The following is a 20922-nucleotide window of genomic DNA, read 5'->3' as shown; positions in this document are numbered from 1 at the left end:
ATGGGCCACAACAAGCGGCGCGCCTTATCCAGGCTGACGTTGTCGGGCCAGCTGTTCAGGGGCGCGAAACGCTGCTGGCCGCGGCCGGCGCCCCCGCGGCCATCGCCGATGCGATAGGTGCCGGCGCTATGCCAGGCCATGCGGATGAAAAGCGGGCCGTAATGTCCGAAGTCGGCCGGCCACCAATCCTGCGAATCCGTCATCAAGGCGGCGAGGTCTTTCTTCAAGGCCGCCAGGTCGAGGCTCTTGAAGGCCTGGGCATAGTCAAAGGCCGGGTCCAGGGGATTGGATTTTTCGGAATGCTGGCTGAGCAATTCCAGACGGAGGCGTTTCGGCCACCAGTCCTGGTTGGTCGTGCCGCTGCCGGCGCTATGGTTGAAAGGGCACTTTGCCTCGTTTGACATGCTCTCTCTCCTTGAGGAAACAGAACCCGCCGCGCGCTGCGGCAGAGCTGGCGTGGCGCGCGCTGCAGGCTCCTGCAAGGCCTGGCCGTGGCGCACGATCAAGCGCCTTGCTTGCGGCTGACTATACGCGAAGGGATGCGCCCGCAGGGTTGATTGCTGCAATCTGCGCAATAGTGCGGGGCTATGAGGGGAGGGAGATGCAAAGAAGCCGGTACAAAGGCGCGGGCATCATGGCGCACCCGCGCGCCGGATCAGCGCGCCTGCACGACAGCCGTGGCGGCCTGGGCAGGCGTGGGCGAGGCCAGGGCCAGCAGGGCAATAAAGAGCGCCAGGGCGGCGCAGGCGAGGTAATCGGCCAGACGGGTTGGCATCGGGGCTTCCTGGAGTCCGGCCTCCAGCGGGAGGCCACGGACCGATTATGGAAACCCCGGGCGCGCCGGCCAACGAATTAATCCGCCTTTGCTCAATCCTGGCAGTCATATGGCTGGCCGGCCACCTGGCGCCGCCCCTTATCTGCTCACTTGTTTATCCACAGCTTGTGGTTATCCCCCAGGGGCCGTGCCGGTTTCCCCTGGGAGAAGGGCTGTTGATAACCTTGGGAACAAGCATGTGCGCAAAATGTGAGCAGCCGGTGGATAAGCTGTGCACAGCCTGTGCAGAACCCTAGGCCCGGGGCAGGAAAGCCTGCACCAGCTTGACCCAATAAGTGGCGCCCACCGGCAGCAAGGCGTCATTGAAGTCGTAGTTGGGATTGTGCAGCTGGCAGGGACCCATGCCGTGATAGCTCTGCAGGCGATGGTCGCCATCACCATTGCCCAGGAAGAGATAGCAGCCGGGCACTTTTTCCAGGAAAAAGGAAAAATCCTCCGCTCCCATGAACTGCGGCACCTGGGGATTGACGTTTTCGCGGCCGAACACCTCCTCGGCCACCCGGGCCGCGAAGGCGGTTTCCTTTTCCCAGTTGACCAGGGGCGGGTAGGCCCGCACGAAGTCCAGTTCGCCGCTGCCGCCATAGACCTGGGGCAGCGTGGTGGCGATTCGGCGCATATCGGCCTCGATCTTGTCCAGCGCCTCCACCGTATAGGTGCGCACCGTGCCGCGCAGCACCGCCTCGCCCGGAATGACGTTGTAGGCGTCGCCCGCATGGATCTGGGTGATGGACAGCACCGCCGGGTCCAGGGGATTGCGGCTGCGCGAGACCACCGTCTGCAGGGCCTGCACCATCTCCGCGGCGATCACAATGGGATCGACGGCCGCATGCGGCTGGGCCGCGTGGCCGCCCAGGCCCTTGATGACGATGTCCCAGCGGTTGCTGGAGGCCATGGTGGGGCCGGCCCGGAAGCCGAACTGGTTGACCGGCATGCCCGGCATATTGTGCAAGCCGAAAATCGCGTCACAGGGAAAGCGCTCGAACAGGCCGTCTTCCATCATGGCGCGCGCGCCGGCATTGCCGCCTTCTTCGGCCGGCTGGAAGATGAAATTCACCGTGCCGTCGAAATCCGGATGCGCGGCCAGGTATTGGGCCGCGCCAAGCAGGATGGCGGTGTGGCCGTCATGGCCGCAGCCATGCATGCGCCCGGGGATGGTGGATTTGTGCTCGAAGCGGTTGTGCTCGGGCATGGGCAGGGCGTCCATGTCGGCGCGCAGCCCCACGGATTTCTTGCCGCTGCCGGCGCGCAGCACACCCACCACACCGGTTTTCCCCAGGCCGGTGTGGACTTCCAGCCCCAGCGCGCGCAGGCGCTCGGCCACCAGGGTGGCGGTGCGGGTCTCTTGGAAGGCCAGCTCCGGATGCGCATGGATATCGCGCCGCAAGGCGGTCAGCTCGCCATGCGCGCGTTGGATTTCGTCTATGGTCTTCATGATGGTTGCCGGGGTGGAGAGAACGGTTTTCTTTTAGCACAGCGCCGCCGGGGCCTCGTCGTTGAGGTGGCAGGCGCTCCAGTGCCGGGGGGCGATTTCGCGCAGCACGGGCCGCTGCTCGCTGCATCGCGGCATGGCGCGTGGACAGCGCGGGTGAAACGCGCAGCCGGCCGGCGGCGCCAAGGGCGAGGGCAGCTCGCCCTGGATGGGCCGGTACTCGCGCCGCTCGGTATCCAGCGTGGGCAGCTCGCGCAGCAAGGCCTGGGTATAGGGATGATTGGCCTGGCCGAATATGGCGTCGGTGTCGGCCAGCTCGACGATGCGGCCCAGGTACATGATGGCGACGCGATCCGAGATATAGGCCACCACGCCCAGATTGTGGCTGATGAACAGATAGGTCAAGCCGAGATCGCGGCGCAGCTGTCCGAACAAATTGATGACCTGGGCCTGGATGGAGACATCCAGGGCTGCTACGGCCTCGTCGCACACGATCACGGTCGGCTTGAGCGCCAGCGCGCGCGCGATGCCGATGCGCTGGCGCTGCCCGCCCGAGAACTGGTGGGGATAACGCTGTGCATAAGCCGGGTCCAGCCCGACCTGGCGCATCAGGCCCGCCACGTAATCATCGCGCTCGCGGCGCGCGATGAGCCCATGCGCCACCGGCGCCTCGCCGATGATGTCATTGACGCGCATGCGTGGATTGAGCGAAGCATAGGGATCCTGGAAGATCATTTGCACCGCCAACTCATAGCGCCGCCGCGCCGGCGCGGCCAGATGCGCCACGTCCTCGCCCTGGTAATGGATCCGGCCCGCAGAGGGCCGCAGAATCCCCGCCACCATGCGGCCCAGCGTGGATTTTCCACAGCCGGATTCACCCACGATGCCGATGACTTCGCCGGCCCGCACATCGAGGTCCACCCCGGCCACCGCGTGCACCACCTGATCCTTCAGGCCGGCGCCGAATAGGTTCGCGATGCGCCCGGCCAGGTCCACCCGCCGCTCGAAGCGCATTTCCAGGCCGCGCAGCGACAGCAGGGGGCTATCCACAGACTTATCCATCATGCCTCTCCCGCATGCCAGCAGCGCACCCAGTGCCCAGGCCCGGTTTCGCGCGGCTCGGGCTCGCGCAAACAGGCGTCGGTGGCGCGCGGACAGCGCTGGCGGAATGCACAGCCTTGCGGCAGGTTGAGCAGCGACGGCGTCATGCCCGGAATCTGCGCCAGGGGCTGGCCGCGCCCCCGCGCGCTCGGAATGGAGGCCATCAGCCCCAGCGTATAGGGATGCAGGGCATGGCCGATCACATCCTTGCTCGTGCCGGTCTCGACGATGCGTCCGGCGTACATGACGGCGATCCGGTCCGCCAGGCCCGCCACCACGGCCAGGTCATGGGTGATCCAGATCAGGGCCGTGCCGGTCTCGCGGCACAGGCGCCGGACTTCGTAGAGAATCTGCGCCTGTATGGTCACATCCAGCGCTGTGGTCGGTTCATCGGCGATGATCACGCGCGGCGAATTCAGCAAGGCGATCGCGATGGCCACGCGCTGGCGCATGCCGCCCGACAGCTCATGCGGATAGGCGCGCAGGCGCTCCCGCGGCGAGGGAATGCCGACCATGGTCAAGACCTCCAGCGCGCGCGCCATGGCCTGCGAACGGCTGACGTCATGATGCGCCAGCACGGTCTCCACCATTTGCGTATCCACCCTCAACACCGGGTTGAGCGTCATCATGGGATCCTGGAAGATCATCGCCATCTCTTCGCCGCGCAGGGCACGCCAGCGCTTCGCGTCGGCCTGCCGCAGGTCTTCGCCGTCGAACAGGATGGCGCCCTCGACAATGCGGCCGGGCTCGTCGAGCAGGCCCATGAGCGAAAAGCCGGTGATGCTCTTGCCCGAGCCGGATTCGCCCACCAGGCCCAGGATTTCGCCTTGCCGCAGATACAGGTCCACGCCGTCGACGGCCTTGACCACGCCGGCGCGCGTAAAGAAGTGCGTCTTCAGATTCCTGACATCGAGCACGGGCGCCTTGTCCGTCATGTCCGCCCTCATGCTTCGTTGCGGGGGTTGAGCACATCGCGCAAGTGGTCTCCCACCAGATTGATCGCGATGATGAGCAGGGCCAGCGCTATCCCCGGAAAGAACGAAATCCAGTACGTCCCGGACAGCAGGTACTCAAAACCATTGGCGATCAGCATCCCCAGCGAGGGCTCCGTGACCGGCACGCCCACGCCCAGGAAGGACAGCGTGGCTTCCAGCGCAATGGCATGCGCCAGGTCGATGGTGGCGATCACGATCAGGGGCGGCATGCAATTGGGCAGCACATGGCGAAACAGCACCCGCGTCCAGCCCAGCGACATGCAGCGCGCCGCCTCCACGTACTCTTTGCCGCGCTCGACCAAGGCCGCGCCGCGCGCGGCACGCGCGAAATACGCCCACTGCACCACCACCAGCGCGATGATTACCTTGTCCACACCCTTGCCCAGGATGGCCAATAGGATCAAGGCCACCAGGATGGCGGGGAAAGACAGCTGGATATCCACGATCCGCATCAAGAGCGCATCGATGCGTCCGCCGAAATAGGCCGCGATCAATCCCACGGCCGCGCCGATCAGAAAGGCCGCGCCCACCGACACCGCGCCCACCAGCAGGCTGGTGCGCATGCCATAAAGAATCGCCGACAGCATGTCGCGCGCCTGGCCATCGGTACCCAGCCAATACGTCATGCTGCCGTCGCCGCTGGCGCTGCCCGGACGCAGCTTGGAATCCAGAATGTCCAGGCCGCCGATGTCGTAGGGGTTTTGCGGCGCGAGCCAGGGCGCGAACACCGCCGCGCCGATCGTGACAATAAGCAGGACGAGCCCGAGCACGGCCAGCTTGCTGGCGCAGAAATCGCTCACGAAGCGCCGCGACGGCGTCATGGGCTTGCCCAGCGTGGTCGTGGAGCCGGTCATCGGCGAGCCTCCAGGCGGACGCGGGGGTCGAGCACGGTGTAGATGATGTCCACCACCAGGTTGAGCATGACCAGGAAGAACACGATCAGCATCAGATAGGCCACCACCACGGGCCGGTCCAGCGTGATGATGGAATCGATCAACAGCTTGCCCATGCCCGGCCAGGAAAACACGGTTTCGGTCACGACCGCGAAGGCCACCACCTGGCCCAGTTCGAGCCCGGCCACCGTCACGATGGGAATGAGGATGTTCTTGAGCAGGTGCACGCCCAGCACCCGTTTTTCCGGCAGACCCTTGGCGCGCGCGAACTTGATGTAATCCTGCGGCAGGCTCTCGCGCGTGGCCGCCCGGGTGACGCGGATGATGAGCGCGCACTTGGCCAGCGCGATGGTGCCCGCCGGCAGAATGATGGCCGCCCAGCCATTGAGCGTCAGGACGCTGAGCGGCACGCCAGCCACGCTCACGGTCGGGCCGCGGCCGCTGGCCGGCAGCCAGCCCAGGCTGACGGCAAACACCATAATGAGCATCAGCCCGACCCAGAAATTGGGCAGCGAAAAGCCCAGCACCGATCCCGTCATGATGGCCCGCGAACTCGCCGCGCGCGGCCGCAGCCCGGCCAGGATGCCCAGCGGCACGCCGACCAGCACCGACATCGTCATGGCGACCACGGCCAGCTCCAGCGTGGCCGGCATGCGCTGCAGGATAAGGCGCATGGCCGGCTCGCCAGTCAGGAAGCTATTGCCGAAATTACCCTGCACGGCCTGGCCCATGAAGATCAGGTATTGCCGCCACAGGGGCTGGTCCAGCCCCAGCGCGGCGCGGATGGCGCTGCGTTGCGCCTCCGTGGCCTCGGGGCTGGCCAGCATCGACACGGGATCGCCGACCATGTAGATGCCGGCGAAGACCACCGCCGACATCACCACCATCACGACGATGGTCTGCAGCAGCCTGCGTATGATGGTTGCAAGCATGCCGGCTGCCGCTTACTTCTTCAGTGTCGCGTTCTGCGCCAGCGTGGTCTGGTCCGGCCGGCCCTTATAGCGCACATCGTTTTTCATGGCCCAGACCGACAGCTCGAAATGCACGGGCAGCATGGCGTAGTCGTCCATGGCCAGATTGCTGGCCTTTTGCAGCAAGGCGGCGCGCTTGGCATCGTCCATGGTGCCCGATGCCTCCTTGACGAGCGCATCCATGGCCGGGTTGGAATAGCGGCTGCGGTTGGTGGTGCCCAGGCCCGCCTCCGGATTGCGCGTCACCAGCAAAGAGGTCAAGGCATTGGACATCTCGCCGCTGGTCACCGACCAGCCCGCCAGATAGGCGCTGAAGGAATAGCTGTCACGGTTCTTGAAGAACACGGGCGGCGCCATGGCGTCCACATTGGTCTTCACGCCGATGCGCGTCCACATCGAGGCGATGGCCTGCGCGACCTTGGCGTCATTGACATAGCGGCCCGAAGGCGCGCCCAGCGTGATCTCAAAGCCATTGGGATAGCCGGCCTCTTTCAACAAGGCCTTGGCCTTCTCCACATCCGGCTTCTGGGCCTTGGCGTGCTCCTTGGAAGCGCCGAACATGGGATAAGGCAGCAGGTTGCCGGCCGGCTGGGCCACCCCGCCCATCACGCGCTCGACGATGGCTTCGCGGTTCAGCGCCAGCGACAGCGCCTGGCGCACGCGCTTGTCCTTCATGGGATTCTTGTCGGTGCCCTTGATGCCCGGGCTGGGCTCGGCGAACTGGTCCAGCGCCACGTACACCACCCGCACCGACGGGGTTTCCTCGACGAACAGCTTCTTGTCGGCCTTGAGCTTGGGCAGGTCGTCGGTCGGGGGATCCTCGATCAGGTCCACATCCCCGGCCAGCAGGGCCGCCACGCGCGCCGCCGCATTGGTCATGGGACGGTAGATCACCTTGTCCCAGGCCGGTTTGGGACCCCAGTAGTTTTCATTGCGGGCGAACACCAGCTCGGCGCCGCGCTTCCATGACACGAACTTATAAGGGCCCGTCCCCACCAGGCCGTCGCCGCTGTTGAGCTCGGTGGTGGTCTTGCCTTCCGGCGCCGCGCCCGAGGCCGCCTTCTTGGACATGATGGGCAATTGCGCCAGGTTGACCAGCAGGTTGGGCGCCAGCTCCTTGGTCGTGATGCGCACCGTCATCGGATCCACCGCCTCGGTCTTGGCGACCGAGCCCAGGTAAAGCGTGAACGGCGACGGGCTGTTGGGCACCTTGGGGATGCGGTCATAGGTGAACACCACATCCTCGGCCGTGAAGGGCGAGCCGTCGGCGAACTTCACATTGGGCCGCAGCTTGAAGGTCCAGACCTTGCCATCCACCGTCCAGGACTCGGCCAAGGCGGGTTGCGGCTGCAGCTTTTCGTCGGTCTCGACCAGGGAATTGAACAGGGTCTGGGAGATCTGCGTATTGGGCGTGAGCGCGTGATACTGCGGATCCATCGAACTCGGCTCTGTCTTCAGGGCGATCACCAGATCGCGGGCCCAGGCCTGAGTGCCGAATGCGAGCAACAGAGCCGCCGCGCCACAGCTCAGTCCGCGCGAAAATCGAAATGCCATCTGGATCTCCCAAGAGTGTTTCGAGTTCGAATACCGCGCACTGACCATAACCAGCAAACTTTGTGCCGCGCAACAGTTATATTCCCTTATTGCCCCTTTCCGCTGTTTTGATTTCGTCCGCCATGAGCAATGCCCTTCCCATCGCCGCCATCGCCACCGCTCCCGGACGCGGCGGCATCGGCGTGGTGCGCGTATCCGGCCCCGACCTGCAGGCCTATGTCCGCGCGCTGCTGGGCCGCGACCTGATCCCGCGCCATGCCCATTACCTGCCGTTCACCGACGCCGGCGGCCAGGCCATCGACGAGGGCATCGCCATTTATTTCCGGGGGCCTGGCTCCTATACCGGCGAAGACGTGCTCGAACTGCAAGGCCATGGCGGCCCGGCCGTGCTCAAGCGCCTCCTGGCGCGCTGCCTCGAAGCGGGCCGCGACATCGGCCTGCGCCTGGCCGAGCCCGGTGAATTCACGCGCCGCGCCTTCCTGAACGACCGCATGGACCTGGCCCAGGCCGAGGCCGTGGCCGACCTCATCGACGCCTCCTCCGAGGCCGCCGCGCGCGGCGCCATGGCCTCCCTGTCGGGCGAGTTCTCGCAGCGCGTCACGGCCTTGGCCGATCGCATCGTGCACTTGCGCATGCTGGTCGAGGCCACGCTGGACTTCCCCGAAGAAGAAATCGACTTCCTCGAAAAATACCAGGCGCGCCCGACCCTGCAGGCGCTGCGCGACGACCTCGACGTGCTCATCGCCCAGGCGCGCCAAGGCGTCATCCTGCGCGAAGGCCTGCACGTCGTGCTCGCCGGCCAGCCCAATGTCGGCAAGAGCAGCCTGCTCAACGCCCTGGCGGGCGACGACATCGCCATCGTCACGCCCATCGCCGGCACCACGCGCGACAAAGTCGTCCAGGAAATCCACATCGACGGCGTGCCCCTGCACATCGTCGACACCGCCGGGCTGCGGGAGACCGACGACACCGTCGAAAGCATAGGGATCGCGCGGACCTGGAAGGAAATCGAGCGCGCCGATCTCATCCTGCACCTGCAGGACGCCACGGCCCCCGGCGATACACTGGATGCCGACATCACCGCCCGCCTGCCGGCGCGCACCCCCGTGCTCGCCGTCTTCAACAAGATCGACCTGCTGCCCGAGCCGCCCCGGCTGGGCGCCAACCAGATCGGCATCTCGGCCAAGCAAGGCCAGGGATTGGACACCTTGCGCGCCCGGCTGCTGCAGCTGGCCGGCTGGAACCCGGGCGCCGAATCCCCCTGGCTGGCGCGCGAGCGCCACCTGCACGCCCTGCAGGCCGCCCGCGACCACCTCGACATCGCCGCCGAACACGCCAGCCACGACGACCGCGTGCTGGACCTCTTTGCCGAAGAACTGCGCCTGGCGCACGACAGCCTGTCCAGTATCACCGGCCGCTTCACCAGCGACGACCTGCTGGGCGAGATTTTTTCCAGCTTTTGCATCGGGAAATAAGCGCCGTACCGCGACATCATCCATTGAATCAGCTCAAACGCCGTGGCAGACGCTATCGCGGAGCCGGGCGGCGAGGCGTCGGGCCTTTATGATGGCAGCTTCGCAACCGCCACAGGACCGCGCAGCTTGAACGCACTGGACATTCCCCAAGATCCTTTTCTTTTTCTGGAATCGCTGGACAGCCGCAAGGCCGAGCAATGGGTGTGCGCGCAGAACGAGCGGACCCTCGGCCATCTGGACCAGGATCCCGCCATCCCGGCCCTGACCGAGCGTCTGGTCGCCATTTATGATTCGCCCGATCGCATCGTGACCTGCTCCCGGCATGGAGACTGGGCCTACAACACCTGGACCGACGCCGATCATCCGCTCGGCCTGGTGCGGCGCGCGTCCTGGCAGGATTGGCTGGCGGGCACGCCCCGCTGGGAAACCGTGCTGGATGTGGACGCGCTGCCGGTCAACCGCGACAGCCCGGACGGCACGCGCTGGACCCTGGCCGATTTCGACCTGCGCTATCCCGATGGCGAGCGCGCGCTGGTCTCGCTGTCGCCAGACGGTTCGGATGCCTGCATCATCCAGGAGTTCGACGTCGCCACGCGCAGCTTCCTGGCCGATGGCTTCCAGCTGACGCAGCCCGGCCAGCACAGCATGGACTGGATAGACCGCGACACGGTCTATGTGGGCTGGGATGACGATGTCGAGCTCACCGACGCCGGCCATCCGCGCCTGCTGCGCCGCTGGCGGCGCGGCATACCGCTGGAGCAATCGCCCGTCGTGCTCGAATGCGCCGGCAGCGATATCTCCGTGCATGCCTGGTACGACCATGAACTCAAGCGCCACCTGGCCGTGCGCTATCTCAGCATGTGGAGCACGGATTGGCTCTGGCTGGACGAGGCCTCGGGCCAATGGCGGCGCTACGAAGTCCCGGCCGACGCCGAACTTAACGAGTGGCACGAGTGGCTGTTCATCCACCTGCGCTCGGCGTGGCGCACGTCCGACGCGCACCATGCGGCCGGCAGCCTGCTGGCCCTGCGGCGCGAGCGCTTCCTGGCGGGCGACACCCGCGCCGATGTCCTGTTCACCCCGGCGCCGCGCCGCGTGCTGGCCGACCTGGACTTCACGCTCAACTACCTGATCCTGACCGAACGCCAGGATTGTGTGACCCATCTGCGGCGCTTGCGGCCCAGGCCCGAGGGCGGCTGGCTGGCCGAGTCCATCGCCACGCCCGGCGACAGCGCGGTGACGATGACGGCCGTGGACAGCCTGCGCGACGACACCGTGCTGGTGCATGTCGACCACTTCCTGCAGCCCACGGCGCTCTACCATGCGCGCGCCTGCGATGCCGGCCCGGATGCCTGGCAGCTGCTCGCGCGCCTGCCGCCGCAATTCGACACCGAGGGCATGACCGCGCAGCTGTGCCACGCCACGGCGCCCGATGGTGTGCAGATTCCCTATTGGCTGATCGGGCGCCGGTCTTCGCAGCCGCAACCCTGCCTGCTCTATGGCTATGGCGGCTTCGAAGAGGCCCTGGACGAGCCGGTCTATATGGCCAGCGCGGGCGTCACCTGGCTGGAAAGCGGCGGGCTCTATGCCATTGCCTGCACGCGCGGGGGCGGAGAATTCGGGCCGGCCTGGCACCAGGCCGCGCTGCGCGAACATCGCCAGGTCGCCTTTGATGATTTCATCGCGGTGGCCCAGTCCCTCATCGATACGGGCGCCACGAGCGCGCGGCAGCTCGCCATCAGCGGCGCCAGCAATGGCGGTCTGCTGGTGGCGGCCTGCATGGTGCAGCGCCCGGCCCTGTTTGCCGCCGTGCTCTGCGCCGTGCCGGTGCTGGACATGATGCGCTTTCACAAGCTGCTGCAGGGCGCCACGTGGATCGAAGAATACGGCGACCCGGACGATCCCCGTGCGCGCGCCTGGCTGCTCGCCTATTCGCCTTATCACCAGGTCCAGCCGGGCTTGCGTTATCCCGCGGTGCTCTTTACCACCTCATCGTCCGACGACCGCGTGCATCCGGGCCATGCGCGGAAGATGGCCGCCAGGATGCAGGCGCAGGGCCACGACAGAGTGTGGTATCTGGAGCGGCGCGACGGTGGCCATGGCGCGGGGGTCGAGGCCCGCAGCATTGCGCACGCCGAAGCACTCGAGGCCCGCTTTCTGTGGCGGGCCGTCACGCAGTAGGCCGCCCCCGGGCCTGTGGATAAGCCGTTCAGACCGGCACAAGGCCCGCCTGCGCCACCACATCGCGCCAGCGCGCGATCTCCGCGGCGACCATCTCGCGCATGGCCTGGGGCGTGCCGGGCGCGGGCTCGCTGCCCAGGGTGGCCAGCATCTGGCGCACCTCGGCGTGCTGCAGGGCCTGGGCAATCGCCGTATTGAGGCGCGTGACGATATCGGCGGGCAAACCGGCCGGAGCGGCCAATCCCAGCCATGAGCGCACCTCGAAGCCGGGCAAGGTCCGGGCCACGATGGGCACGCCCGGCGCCCCGGGCCAGGGCTGGGCGCTGGTCACGGCCAAGGCCCGCAAGCGGCCCGATTTGATCTGCGGCGTGGCTACCGTCAGCGTATCGCACAGGATATCCACATCCCCGGAGATCACGGCCTCCACCGGCGCGCCGCCACCACGGTAGGGCACGTGCAGCAGCTTGACCCGGGCGGCCGTGCCGAGCAACTCGCCCGTCATATGCTGGGTCGAACCGACCCCGACCGACGTGAAGGTCACCTTGCCCGGTTCTTTGCGCGCCATCTCCAGCAGCTCGGCCAGGTCGCGGGCCGGATGATCGGCGCGCACCGCGACGGCGAAGGGGAAGGACGACACCGTGGACAGAAAGCTGAAATCCTGCACCGGATCGTAGGGCAGCGAGCGGGTCATGGCCGCCGATACCGTATGCGCGCCGGTCAACATGACCAGCGTTTGGCCATCGGGCTTGGCGTGTGCCACGGCATCGCTGGCGATGCGCCCGCCGGCGCCGCTCTTGATCTCGACCACGACAGGCTGGCCCAGCGATTGCGCCAGCTGCCTGGCCATCAGCCGCGAGACAACATCGGCATTGCCGCCCGCGCCAAAACCGTGGATGAGCCGCAAGGGACGCGAGGGATAGGCGCCCTGGGCAAACGCGCGCGGCAGCAGGCTCATACCCGCCGCCGCCAGGCCCGCCTGCAGAAACCGGCGTCGATGGCAGATTGTCATTGTTGTCTCCTCCTGGACTTCAGCGCGGCGCGAAATGGCGTCGGAAGCCTTCCCATACGCTGTCATAGTCGGGTTGCAGATTGTCGGCCCGCAAGGCTTGCGCCGTGGGCCGGAACACATGGCGGCTTTCGAACATGAAGGCCAGCGTGTCGCGCAAGGCATGCGGCGCGAGTTCAGCCTGGCTGGCGCGCTCGAAGGTGGCGGCGTCGGGCCCGTGCGGCAGCATGCAGTTGTGCAGGCTGATGCCGCCGGGCACGAAACCCTCGGCCTTGGCGTCGTAGACGCCGCGCACCAAGCCCATGAGCTCGCTCATCACATTGCGATGGAACCAGGGCGGGCGAAACGTGTCCTCGGCCACCAGCCAGCGCGGCGGAAAAATGACGAAATCGCAGTTCGCCACGCCCGGCGTATCCGTGTTGGACGTCAGGACCGTGTAGATGGAAGGATCAGGATGATCAAAGCTGATGCTGCCTATCGCCATGAATCGCGCCAGGTCATATTTGTAGGGCACCAGGTTGCCATGCCAGGCCACGACATCGAGCGGCGCGTGCGATTGCCGGCCTTGCCAGAAACGGCCCAGGAATTTGTTCACCAGCTGCACCGGGCCGTCGTCTTCTTCATAGGCCGCCACGGGCGCGAGAAAATCGCGCGCGTTGGCCAGGCCATTGGAGCCGATGGGGCCAAGCTCGGGCAGGCGGAAGGGGCTGCCGTAGTTTTCGCAGACATAGCCGCGTGCCTGCTCATCGATCAGGGTCACGCGAAACCGCATGCCACGCGGCAAGAGCACGATCTCGCCGGGCGCCGCATCCAGCAGCCCGAGCTCGGTGTGCAGCCGCAGGCGGCCTTGCTGCGGCACCAGCAACATCTCGCCGTCCGAGTTCATCAGATACCGCTTGTGCATGGACCGGTTGGCGAGATAAACGTGCGCGGCGACGCCAACCTGCGCATGCGCGTCGCCGTTGCCGGCCACGGTGCGCATGCCGTCGATGAAATCCGTGGGCGTCTGCGGCATGGGCCAGGGATTCCAGCGCAGGCGATTGGCGGGCGTGGCCGCTTCATTGAAAGGCCCGGTCTGCCATTGCGGCACGGCCAGTTCCGTGAAGCGGCCATGCATGGCCGCCGGCCGGATGCGGTACATCCAGGTGCGCAGATTATGTTCACGCGGCGTGGTGAAGGCCGCGCCCGACAGGAGTTCGGCATACAGCCCATGGGCCACGCGCTGCGGCGAATTGCGCCCGACCGGCAGCGCGCCCGGCACGGCTTCGGATTCGAAGCGGTTGCCAAAGCCGCTCTGGTACTGCAAGGCATCGGGTTTCATCGTTGTCATGGCGGATCGGTTCAGTCTTGCCAACGGGGCGTGAAGAAAGCGGCGGGCATGAGCAGCCGGGATTCCTGGGTTTGCAGCAAGGGCAGCATTTTTTTCACATAGGCCTGCCATTGCGGGTCGGCCGCCAGTTCCGCGCGGCGGCGCGCGCGTTCATCGAGGTCCTCATAGGCCCAGAGATGGACGATCTGGTTCAACACGCCTATCTCGCAGTGGTAGTAGCCCACCATGCGGCCCAGGATGCGTTTTTGCACCTCCAGCCCCTCGGCCTGGTACAAGGCGAGGTAATCACGCCATTTGCCGGGATGGGTGGTGTAGGTGCGCTGTTCAACGATCATGCTCGCGTCTCCTGCCGCGCGGGCAGTATCCTGCCCACGCAATTGCCAAAGCCTATGCCCACGGCGCCGGCGCGCTCGCAACGGCCGCGTATGCTCACCTCGTCGCCATCGGCCAGAAAGCCGCGCACCTCGCCGCCCGGCAGGGTGACGGGCTCGGCGCCGCCGCGCGTCAATTCGAGCAGGCTGCCCCAGGTGCCAGGCGCAGCGCCGGAGACCGTGCCCGATCCCAGCAGGTCCGCGCTGTCCAGCGCGCTGCCATTACTCGTGTGATGAGCCAGCATCTGCGCAAATGTCCAATACAGATCGCGGGTATTGCCGCGGGACAAGGTGTGGGCCGGCAGCCCTTGTTCGGCCATGCGCGCGCTGCGCAATCGCAGCTCCAGCACGATGTCGATGCCGCCGCCCGCCTGGTCCGCCGCATCGTGCAGATGCGGCAGCGGCGCGGGCTCCGACGGGCTGCGCGGGCGCGCCGCGCAACGAAACGGCGCCAGCGCCTCCGGTGTGACGACCCAGGGGGCGACACTGGTGGCAAAGCTCTTGGCCAGAAACGGCCCCAGGGGCTGGTACTCCCAGGTCTGGATGTCGCGCGCGGACCAGTCGTTCAACAGCGAAAAGCCAAAGATATGGTCCCAGGCCCGCGACATGGCCAGGGGCGCGTCCGGCGCCGACGCCAGGCCGATATACGCCCCCAGCTCCACCTCGTAATCCAGGCGCTGGCTGGGCGTAAAGCGCGGCCCGTCTTCGCCGGCCGCGCGCACCTGTCCCCAGGGCCTTCTTATGCCGGGCTCGACTCGCACGCTGTTGGCCCGCCCGTTATAGGCCACCGGCACATAGCGATAGTTGGGCAGCAGCGGCGCGTCGGGCCGGAACAGGCGGCCCGCGTTGGTCGCATGGTCGATGGATGCGAAGAAGTCCGTGAATCCGCCGATGCGCGCCGGCAGGCACAGCTCGACCTCGGACTGCGGCAACAACGCGGGCGCCAACAGGCGGCCTTCCTGGCGCGCATCCAGGCCTTGCGATAGCGCTGCGCGCAGGGCGCGCCGCGCGGCGGGTCCCAAGGCCATCAGGGCATTGAGCGCCGGCTGGCCGCAGGCCTGCGCGGCCTGCGCCGCAAGACCTTGCATATACGATGCCACCGCCGAGACATCGAGGATGTCATCGCCTATGCCGACGCCCACGCGCCGGCGGCCATCGGCGCTGCGGAACACCGCGAAAGGCAGGTTCTGTATCGGAAAGTCCGTACCTGGAAGATTGGCGCTGGCCACCCAACTGCGCCGCGCCGGATCATGAGTCTCGTCGATGGCGCTCACAAGGTATGTCCTCCATCGATCACCAGCCGCACGCCAGTCGCGGTCTTCAGGAGCGCGCAGGCGGCCAGCACGGCTTCGGCCACATCCTCGGGACCGACCACGCGGCCCAGCGGCGTGCGCGCCGCGTGTTTTTCCAGGTCTTCGCGGCTGCGGCCGGCGACGAAGCCGGTGTCCACGGCCGCGGGTGAAACACAAAGAAAACGCACCGGGCCGAAGGCGCGCGCCAGCGACCGCATGGTGTTATCCAGCGCCGCTTTGGCCGCGCAATACGCGATATTGCTGCCCGAGCCCGTGAATGCCGATACGGACGAGACGGCCACCACCACGGCCTGCGCCGACTGTTGCAGCAATGGCAGGAAAGCGCGCGTGATGGCATAGGGGCCACCCGCATTGGCGCGCAGAATGTCGTTGTACAGCGCGGGACTGAGTGATTGCACATCGCTATGCGCGATTTTCTGCGTATAGCCGGCCGAGTGCACCAGGATGTCCAGCTTGCCGAAGGCCGCCGCCAGCCGGGCCGCGGCCTGCACCTGGGCTTGTTCATCGTCGAGCGGCAAGCGCAGGATCTCATGGCCCGTGCCCGGCAGGCTGGCGCAAAGCGCGCGCGCGCGGTCCTCGCCATTGAAGTACGCGACCGCCACGCGCGCGCCGGCTTGCGCCAGCAGACGCGCCGTGGCCGCGCCAATACCGCTGCTGCCGCCGGTGACCAGCGCGGTCTTGCCCGCCAGCGCGTCAGGGGCCAGGGCCATGGGAGTGTTTTGCATCGTCATTCCACGTCAAGAGAGCATGGCTGCGCGGCGAGACTGCGCAACAGCCGGGATAAAAGCGTTTCCAGCGCGGCCGCGTCCATGGCCGTGCCATACACATACCGATCCGGACGCACGATCGCCGCCTGGGCCTCATGGCGCTTCATCCAGGTCTCGAACAGGCCATCGCGCTCCGGCAGGGCTGCGGGTCCGATCACGACGTGGCGTCCGCCGAGCGCCTGCCAGGCCTCCACCAAGGAGCGGGGCAGCGCCTGCAATAGGGCCGGTTCGCGCAAGGCCAGAAGAAAGCCGAAACCCATCACGTCATCCAGGCGCGACCAGGACCCGCCCGAAAAGACCCATGGCTGCACGAAGAGCTCGCCGGCGCCTTGCGCTGGCCGGCCCGGCGCCTCCATGGCGATCAGGCCGCCGGCGAGATCCGGAATGAAATGCTGGCGCACGGTCTGCGCCTTGCCGCTGGCCAATTCGGCCTCAAGCCGCGCATCGCGTTGCCGCGCACGGTCGGCATCAAGCTCGCCGATGATCAGGCCAAAGGCCTTGGCATGGGCCACCACGGTCTTGGCATGAGGCTTGCGTTCCGCCTCATAGCTGTCGAGCAGGGCATCGCCCGCCGCGCCCCGCATCACATGATCCAGCTTCCAGGCGAGATTGACCGCGTCGCGCACACCGGCGCACAAACCCTGGCCCATGAAAGGCGGCATCTGATGGGCGGCATCGCCCAGCAAGAACACGCGGCCGTCGCGCCAGCGCTGCGCGACCAGGGCATGGAAGCGATAGACAGCGGTGCGTATGATGTCCAGGCCGCTGTCATCGACAAACTCGCGCAGCACGCGGCGCAAGGCGGCTTCGGTCTCGAAGTCTTGCGGACGCTCTCCCGGCAGCATCTTGATCTCCCAGCGCCGCAGCAGGCCCGGGCCCACGATATAAGTCCCCGGGCGCGATGGACGGCAATACTGCACACAGCGCTCGGGCAGCGCGGTGTAGCCGCGCAGATGCGCGTCGATGATGATCCAGTTCTCGTCAAAGGCGAGATCCTCCACGCCCACGCCCGCCTGCTTTCGCACCAGGCTTCGGCCCCCATCGCAAGCCAGCAGATAACGCGCGCGCAGCAGCTCGCCGCCATCCAGGCGCAGGCTCACGCCCGTATCATCCTGCTCATACGCCAGCAGTTCGCGGCCCAGCATCATGCGGGCGTTGCCGTGGTGTTGCAGGCCGCGCCGCAGGACTGCTTCCAATTCGGGCTGCGCGAACATGAAGGTGGGTTCCCAGGCCAGGGGAGGCAGGCTGTCCAGCGGGTAGAAGCGCTTGATCACCTGGCCCCGCACACCGAGATAGTCGGTACCGGGATGCGCAATGGCGCCGGCGCTGATTTCCTCGGCCAGGCCACACTCCTGGAAGGCGCGCAGCGCCTCATGGTCGGCGGTGATGGCGCGCGGCTTGGGGTAGATCTCCGTGGCGCGGTCCAGGAGCGCGATACGGTGGCCGCGCCCGGCCAGCAAATTGCCCAGCGTGGCGCCCGTGGGGCCGCAACCGACGATGGCGACGTCGACATCCTGCATGGCTCAGCTGCTCCGGATACCGCGCGACTGGATCAGCGGCACCCAACGCGCCTGCTCCTTGCGGATATGCTCGGCCATGGCCTGCGCATCGGCCGGGCAGGGCTCCATGCCGAGTTCGGCCAGCCTGGCGATCACCTCGGGCGCCTGCAGCACTGCCATCACGTCGCTGCTCAGGCGCCGCACCACGTCCTGCGGCATGGCGCGCGGACCCACCAGACCCTGCCAGGCATAGACGCCGTCGCTGGCCATGGACAGCTCCTTCAAGCTGGGAACATCGGGCAGTTGGGCCAGGCGCGTCTCCGAAGTCACCGCCAGCGGCCGCAGCTTGCCGCTCTTGAAATAGGGAAGCGACACCGCCGGGGCCAGCACCGCCAGCGGGATCTGTCCACCCGCCAGGTCCTGCAGGGCAGGGGTGTCGCCCTTGTAAGGCACGTGCTCCATCGGGAAACCCGCTTCTTTCTGCAGCAGCTCCATGGCGAGATGATGCGGCGTGCCCACGCCGGCTGATCCGTACAGCGCGCGCTGCGGCGCCTTGCGGGCCTGCGCGGCGACATCGGCCATGCTATTTAGGCCGCTGCCCGGGTGCGTGGCGATGATGAGCGGAAACTGCGCCATCAGCGCCACTGGCGTGAAGTCGCGCAGCGCGTCATAGCGCACATTGGGATAGATGGCCGGATTGAAGACCAGGATGGCGATATCGCCGGTCAACAGCGTGTACCCGTCGGCGGCTTCATGCGCCACCCGGTCGGCGGCCAGGATGCCGGCCGCGCCCGGCCGGTTGTCGATGATGACGCTTTGGCGCAATTTTTCGGCCAGTCCCGCTCCCACTGTGCGGGCAAGCGAATCCGTGCCGCCCCCGGCGGGAAAGCCCACCACCCAGCTCACAGGCCGGGAGGGGTAGGCGCTGGCGGCATGGGCAAAACGGCTCAGGGCCAGTGCCCCGGCGCCGGCCAACAAGGCGCGACGGCTCAGCGTGATGCACGGCTTCATATCTCGTCTCCGGGTGTGGTTTTCCGTTCTACAGAAAATCCTGTCTTCGTTTTCGAGAGAACTATATGATTCTCTCCAATACGCCCATGGCCACATTTCCATTCAATGGACATCACTTATGACTGCCAGATCGACCGAACCCGGGGTCATCGAGCGTTCCGTCCAGTTGCTCAAGCTCTTGGCGACGGCGGGCCGCCGCGGCCTGGCCCTGACGCAACTGGCCAAGGACACGGAGATGGCGCACTCCACGGTGCACAGGCTGTTGCAGCAGCTGATGCAGGAAAGGCTGGTGGTGCAGCGCGAAACCGGCAAACGCTATGCGCTCGGTCCCCTGGCTTTTGAACTGGGCCTGGCCGCGGCCGCATCTTTCGATCTGCGCGAACACTGCCGCGCGGGCATGCAGTATTTGGCCGAAGAGTTGGGCGATACGGTCTATCTGAGCGTGCGCAGCGGCACGGAGTCGGTCTGCCAGGCGCGCGAAGAAGGGCCTTCGCCCATCCGCGTCAACACGCTGTCCATTGGCAGCCGGCGCCCGCTGGGCCTGGGCGCCGGCGGCCTGGCCATCCTGTCCTATCTGCCGCAGGCCGAATACGAAGAGGTGATGACGCAGATCCTGCCTCGCGTGCGGGCCGAAGCGCATCTTGACGAAGACAGCCTGCGTGCCTCGGTGCTGGCTACCCGCAGGCAGGGCTATGCCTTCATCCGCAACCGCGTCACCCTGGGCGTGACCGCCATCGGCGTGCCCATCTTCGATTCGCTGGACAGGCCGATCGCGGCCATCAGCATCGCGGCGATCGACGAGCGCATGCGCGCCGGGCGCATCGCCACCCTGGCCATGAATCTGCAACAGCAGGCTCAGCAGATAGGCCGGGTGCTGGCCAGCTGATCCCTAGCCGGCGCTGCCGTAGATCTGGCCGCATACATCGCGCAAAGCCTGGGCGAACAGGCCATCCACGTCGCGCGCCTGGCCATCCTTGCGGGTGAACAGCGCGATGGGCGGCAAGGCCCATTCAAAGGTGAACGGAACGATGGCCACGCCGGCGATGCGCACCAGCTCATCGGCGATATCGGCCGGCAAGGCGGAAACCGCGCGTTCGCTGGCCGCCACCATTTCACCGATGAGCTTGGAAGAATTGGTTTCCACCACCGGCATGGGCGGCGGCAAGCCCTCGGCCAGGAAAAGCGCGGCCACCTGTTCCCGCATGGGGGTCTGCGCCGTCCCGAGTATCCAGTCCAGATCGGCAAGATCGTCCCAGCTCAGGCGGCCGCGCGCCAGCCGCGCCGCCAGGCGCCGGCTGGCCACCAGGCGGGGCCTTTGCCGGTACAGCACTTCGAACTGCAATTTGTCGCGCATGGTGGGCGCGGCCGCGCGGGCGATTACCGCATCCAAGGCGTGCTCCTGCAGCAAACCCAGCAGGACGTCACTGGTGCCCTCATGCACCGTCACCGTGATACGCCGCCCATCGGGCAGGGTGCGTGCAATGGCCGACGACAGCAATTGCCCGGAGACAAAGGGGATCACGCCGACATTGACATGGGCCGCATGGCCGCTGGCGGCAGCCTCCATATCGCGGGCCAGGTGGTCCAGGTCCTGCAACATGGCCCGGGCACGCGCCAGCGCGATGTCTCCCAGGGCGGTGGGCACCATGCCACGCATCGAGCGCGTAAACAGCGGCGCCCCGAACATGGATTCGATCTCGGCCAGGGCGCTGGTGACGGCCGGCTGGCTGGTCGCCATATGCTGGGCCACCCGGGTGAGCGAACCATGCTGACGGATGAGCAGCAACAGACGCAAATGGCGCATCTTCAAGCGGCTCGCCAGCCGGTGCAGGATTTCGGCCGCGCTGAGGGTCACGATACGGCCCTGTTTATATATCGGGATTTCATGCCACAAGCATAAGACAAATCTTATGGACTTATAAAAAGCTCAAATCGACACCTTATATCTGGTCTTTAGACTTGCGTAAATGCTGAGCAGCATCGACCCGATGCCGGCACGTACCCCGCGAGACAAGACATGCCCCAACATCCCAACGACCGCCAGGCAGCGCTGGACTACCACGAGTTCCCCACGCCGGGGAAGATCGCCATCACGGCCTCCAAGCCGCTGGTCACGCAACGCGACCTCGGCCTGGCCTACACGCCGGGCGTGGCTGCCGCCTGCGAAGAGATCGTCGATGAGCCGCTCAAC

At 66.6% G+C, this 20922-nt stretch carries 18 protein-coding genes; 3 read left to right on the top strand and 15 right to left on the bottom strand.

What is annotated here, in order from left to right:
- The 7 genes from AXA74_RS22215 to AXA74_RS22185 form a co-directional block, all read right to left on the bottom strand.
- Positions 1-404, bottom strand: a 404-nt coding sequence (locus tag AXA74_RS22215) for a peroxidase family protein (RefSeq protein WP_346194086.1), incomplete at its 3' end; no start/stop codon positions are given.
- Between the two features lie 663 nt (positions 405-1067).
- On the bottom strand, positions 1068-2267 hold the full coding sequence (locus AXA74_RS22210) for a M20 aminoacylase family protein (RefSeq protein WP_032957566.1): 1200 nt from the start codon (positions 2265-2267) through the stop codon (positions 1068-1070).
- A 33-nt stretch (positions 2268-2300) separates the two neighbouring features.
- Positions 2301-3329, bottom strand: coding sequence for an ABC transporter ATP-binding protein (locus AXA74_RS22205; RefSeq protein ID WP_223850470.1), 1029 nt, complete (start codon positions 3327-3329; stop codon positions 2301-2303).
- Entirely contained in the window at positions 3326-4300 is a 975-nt protein-coding gene (locus AXA74_RS22200) for an ABC transporter ATP-binding protein (protein WP_162230780.1), read from the bottom strand. Before AXA74_RS22200 ends, AXA74_RS22205 begins: the two co-directional genes overlap by 4 nt.
- Positions 4301-4308: 8 nt before the next feature.
- The gene (locus tag AXA74_RS22195) at positions 4309-5214 is read right to left on the bottom strand and encodes an ABC transporter permease (protein WP_029577183.1); all 906 of its coding nucleotides are present in this window, start codon (positions 5212-5214) and stop codon (positions 4309-4311) included.
- Positions 5211-6185 (bottom strand): ABC transporter permease, encoded by a 975-nt coding sequence (locus AXA74_RS22190; protein ID WP_029577182.1) that lies wholly within the window; start codon positions 6183-6185, stop codon positions 5211-5213. Before AXA74_RS22190 ends, AXA74_RS22195 begins: the two co-directional genes overlap by 4 nt.
- Before the next feature lie 12 nt (positions 6186-6197).
- The gene (locus AXA74_RS22185) at positions 6198-7778 is read right to left on the bottom strand and encodes an ABC transporter substrate-binding protein (RefSeq protein WP_032979460.1); all 1581 of its coding nucleotides are present in this window, start codon (positions 7776-7778) and stop codon (positions 6198-6200) included.
- Positions 7779-7900: 122 nt separating this feature from the next.
- Between AXA74_RS22185 and mnmE the strand changes: the two genes are divergently transcribed.
- Positions 7901-9253, top strand: a complete 1353-nt coding sequence (gene mnmE, locus AXA74_RS22180; protein WP_032957560.1) for a tRNA uridine-5-carboxymethylaminomethyl(34) synthesis GTPase MnmE — start codon at positions 7901-7903, stop codon at positions 9251-9253.
- Positions 9254-9379: 126 nt separating this feature from the next.
- Positions 9380-11434 (top strand): prolyl oligopeptidase family serine peptidase, encoded by a 2055-nt coding sequence (locus AXA74_RS22175; RefSeq protein WP_185843359.1) that lies wholly within the window; start codon positions 9380-9382, stop codon positions 11432-11434.
- A gap of 28 nt (positions 11435-11462) precedes the next feature.
- On the opposite strand, the gene AXA74_RS22170 is transcribed toward AXA74_RS22175, so the two are convergent.
- From AXA74_RS22170 to AXA74_RS22140, 7 genes are read right to left on the bottom strand one after another with little or no spacing between them, the layout of a single operon-like run.
- A complete protein-coding gene (locus AXA74_RS22170) occupies positions 11463-12443 on the bottom strand; it encodes a Bug family tripartite tricarboxylate transporter substrate binding protein (protein WP_029577178.1) in 981 nt (326 codons plus the stop codon).
- A 19-nt stretch (positions 12444-12462) separates the two neighbouring features.
- Positions 12463-13770, bottom strand: a complete 1308-nt coding sequence (gene hmgA, locus AXA74_RS22165; RefSeq protein ID WP_051593988.1) for a homogentisate 1,2-dioxygenase — start codon at positions 13768-13770, stop codon at positions 12463-12465.
- Between the two features lie 11 nt (positions 13771-13781).
- The gene (locus tag AXA74_RS22160; protein ID WP_029577176.1) at positions 13782-14105 is read right to left on the bottom strand and encodes an NIPSNAP family protein; all 324 of its coding nucleotides are present in this window, start codon (positions 14103-14105) and stop codon (positions 13782-13784) included.
- A complete protein-coding gene (fahA, locus tag AXA74_RS22155; RefSeq protein ID WP_032979462.1) occupies positions 14102-15415 on the bottom strand; it encodes a fumarylacetoacetase in 1314 nt (437 codons plus the stop codon). Before fahA ends, AXA74_RS22160 begins: the two co-directional genes overlap by 4 nt.
- Positions 15412-16179, bottom strand: a complete 768-nt coding sequence (locus tag AXA74_RS22150; protein ID WP_230588853.1) for an SDR family NAD(P)-dependent oxidoreductase — start codon at positions 16177-16179, stop codon at positions 15412-15414. The genes fahA and AXA74_RS22150 overlap by 4 nt, the downstream gene beginning before the upstream one ends.
- 2 nt (positions 16180-16181) lie before the next feature.
- Positions 16182-17741, bottom strand: a complete 1560-nt coding sequence (locus tag AXA74_RS22145) for a bifunctional 3-(3-hydroxy-phenyl)propionate/3-hydroxycinnamic acid hydroxylase (RefSeq protein ID WP_032979463.1) — start codon at positions 17739-17741, stop codon at positions 16182-16184.
- Between the two features lie 3 nt (positions 17742-17744).
- Entirely contained in the window at positions 17745-18731 is a 987-nt protein-coding gene (locus tag AXA74_RS22140) for a Bug family tripartite tricarboxylate transporter substrate binding protein (protein ID WP_032957550.1), read from the bottom strand.
- 118 nt (positions 18732-18849) lie between these two features.
- Here AXA74_RS22140 and AXA74_RS22135 point away from each other — a divergent pair, with 118 nt between their 5' ends.
- Positions 18850-19617 (top strand): IclR family transcriptional regulator, encoded by a 768-nt coding sequence (locus AXA74_RS22135; protein ID WP_029577171.1) that lies wholly within the window; start codon positions 18850-18852, stop codon positions 19615-19617.
- Positions 19618-19620: 3 nt separating this feature from the next.
- On the opposite strand, the gene AXA74_RS22130 is transcribed toward AXA74_RS22135, so the two are convergent.
- Entirely contained in the window at positions 19621-20586 is a 966-nt protein-coding gene (locus AXA74_RS22130; RefSeq protein ID WP_029577170.1) for a LysR family transcriptional regulator, read from the bottom strand.
- Between the last annotated feature and the right edge of the window lie 336 nt (positions 20587-20922).

This window comes from Bordetella hinzii LMG 13501 (genome assembly GCF_001548475.1).
In the GTDB taxonomy this organism is placed as follows: Bacteria; Pseudomonadota; Gammaproteobacteria; order Burkholderiales; family Burkholderiaceae_B; genus Bordetella; species Bordetella hinzii.
The sequence above is the reverse complement of the archived record's forward strand: the minus strand, read 5'-3'. Positions and strand labels throughout refer to the sequence as shown.

Coding starts and splice junctions, on each gene's coding strand:
- AXA74_RS22135 (WP_029577171.1), top strand. CDS start 18,850: ATGACTGCCAGATCGACCGAACCCGGGGTCATCGAGCGTTCCGTCCAG.
- AXA74_RS22200 (WP_162230780.1), bottom strand. CDS start 4,300: ATGACGGACAAGGCGCCCGTGCTCGATGTCAGGAATCTGAAGACGCAC.
- AXA74_RS22205 (WP_223850470.1), bottom strand. CDS start 3,329: ATGATGGATAAGTCTGTGGATAGCCCCCTGCTGTCGCTGCGCGGCCTG.
- AXA74_RS22190 (WP_029577182.1), bottom strand. CDS start 6,185: ATGCTTGCAACCATCATACGCAGGCTGCTGCAGACCATCGTCGTGATG.
- AXA74_RS22170 (WP_029577178.1), bottom strand. CDS start 12,443: ATGACAATCTGCCATCGACGCCGGTTTCTGCAGGCGGGCCTGGCGGCG.
- AXA74_RS22185 (WP_032979460.1), bottom strand. CDS start 7,778: ATGGCATTTCGATTTTCGCGCGGACTGAGCTGTGGCGCGGCGGCTCTG.
- AXA74_RS22195 (WP_029577183.1), bottom strand. CDS start 5,214: ATGACCGGCTCCACGACCACGCTGGGCAAGCCCATGACGCCGTCGCGG.
- AXA74_RS22160 (WP_029577176.1), bottom strand. CDS start 14,105: ATGATCGTTGAACAGCGCACCTACACCACCCATCCCGGCAAATGGCGT.
- hmgA (WP_051593988.1), bottom strand. CDS start 13,770: ATGACAACGATGAAACCCGATGCCTTGCAGTACCAGAGCGGCTTTGGC.
- AXA74_RS22210 (WP_032957566.1), bottom strand. CDS start 2,267: ATGAAGACCATAGACGAAATCCAACGCGCGCATGGCGAGCTGACCGCC.
- AXA74_RS22140 (WP_032957550.1), bottom strand. CDS start 18,731: ATGAAGCCGTGCATCACGCTGAGCCGTCGCGCCTTGTTGGCCGGCGCC.
- AXA74_RS22145 (WP_032979463.1), bottom strand. CDS start 17,741: ATGCAGGATGTCGACGTCGCCATCGTCGGTTGCGGCCCCACGGGCGCC.
- AXA74_RS22150 (WP_230588853.1), bottom strand. CDS start 16,179: ATGCAAAACACTCCCATGGCCCTGGCCCCTGACGCGCTGGCGGGCAAG.
- mnmE (WP_032957560.1), top strand. CDS start 7,901: ATGAGCAATGCCCTTCCCATCGCCGCCATCGCCACCGCTCCCGGACGC.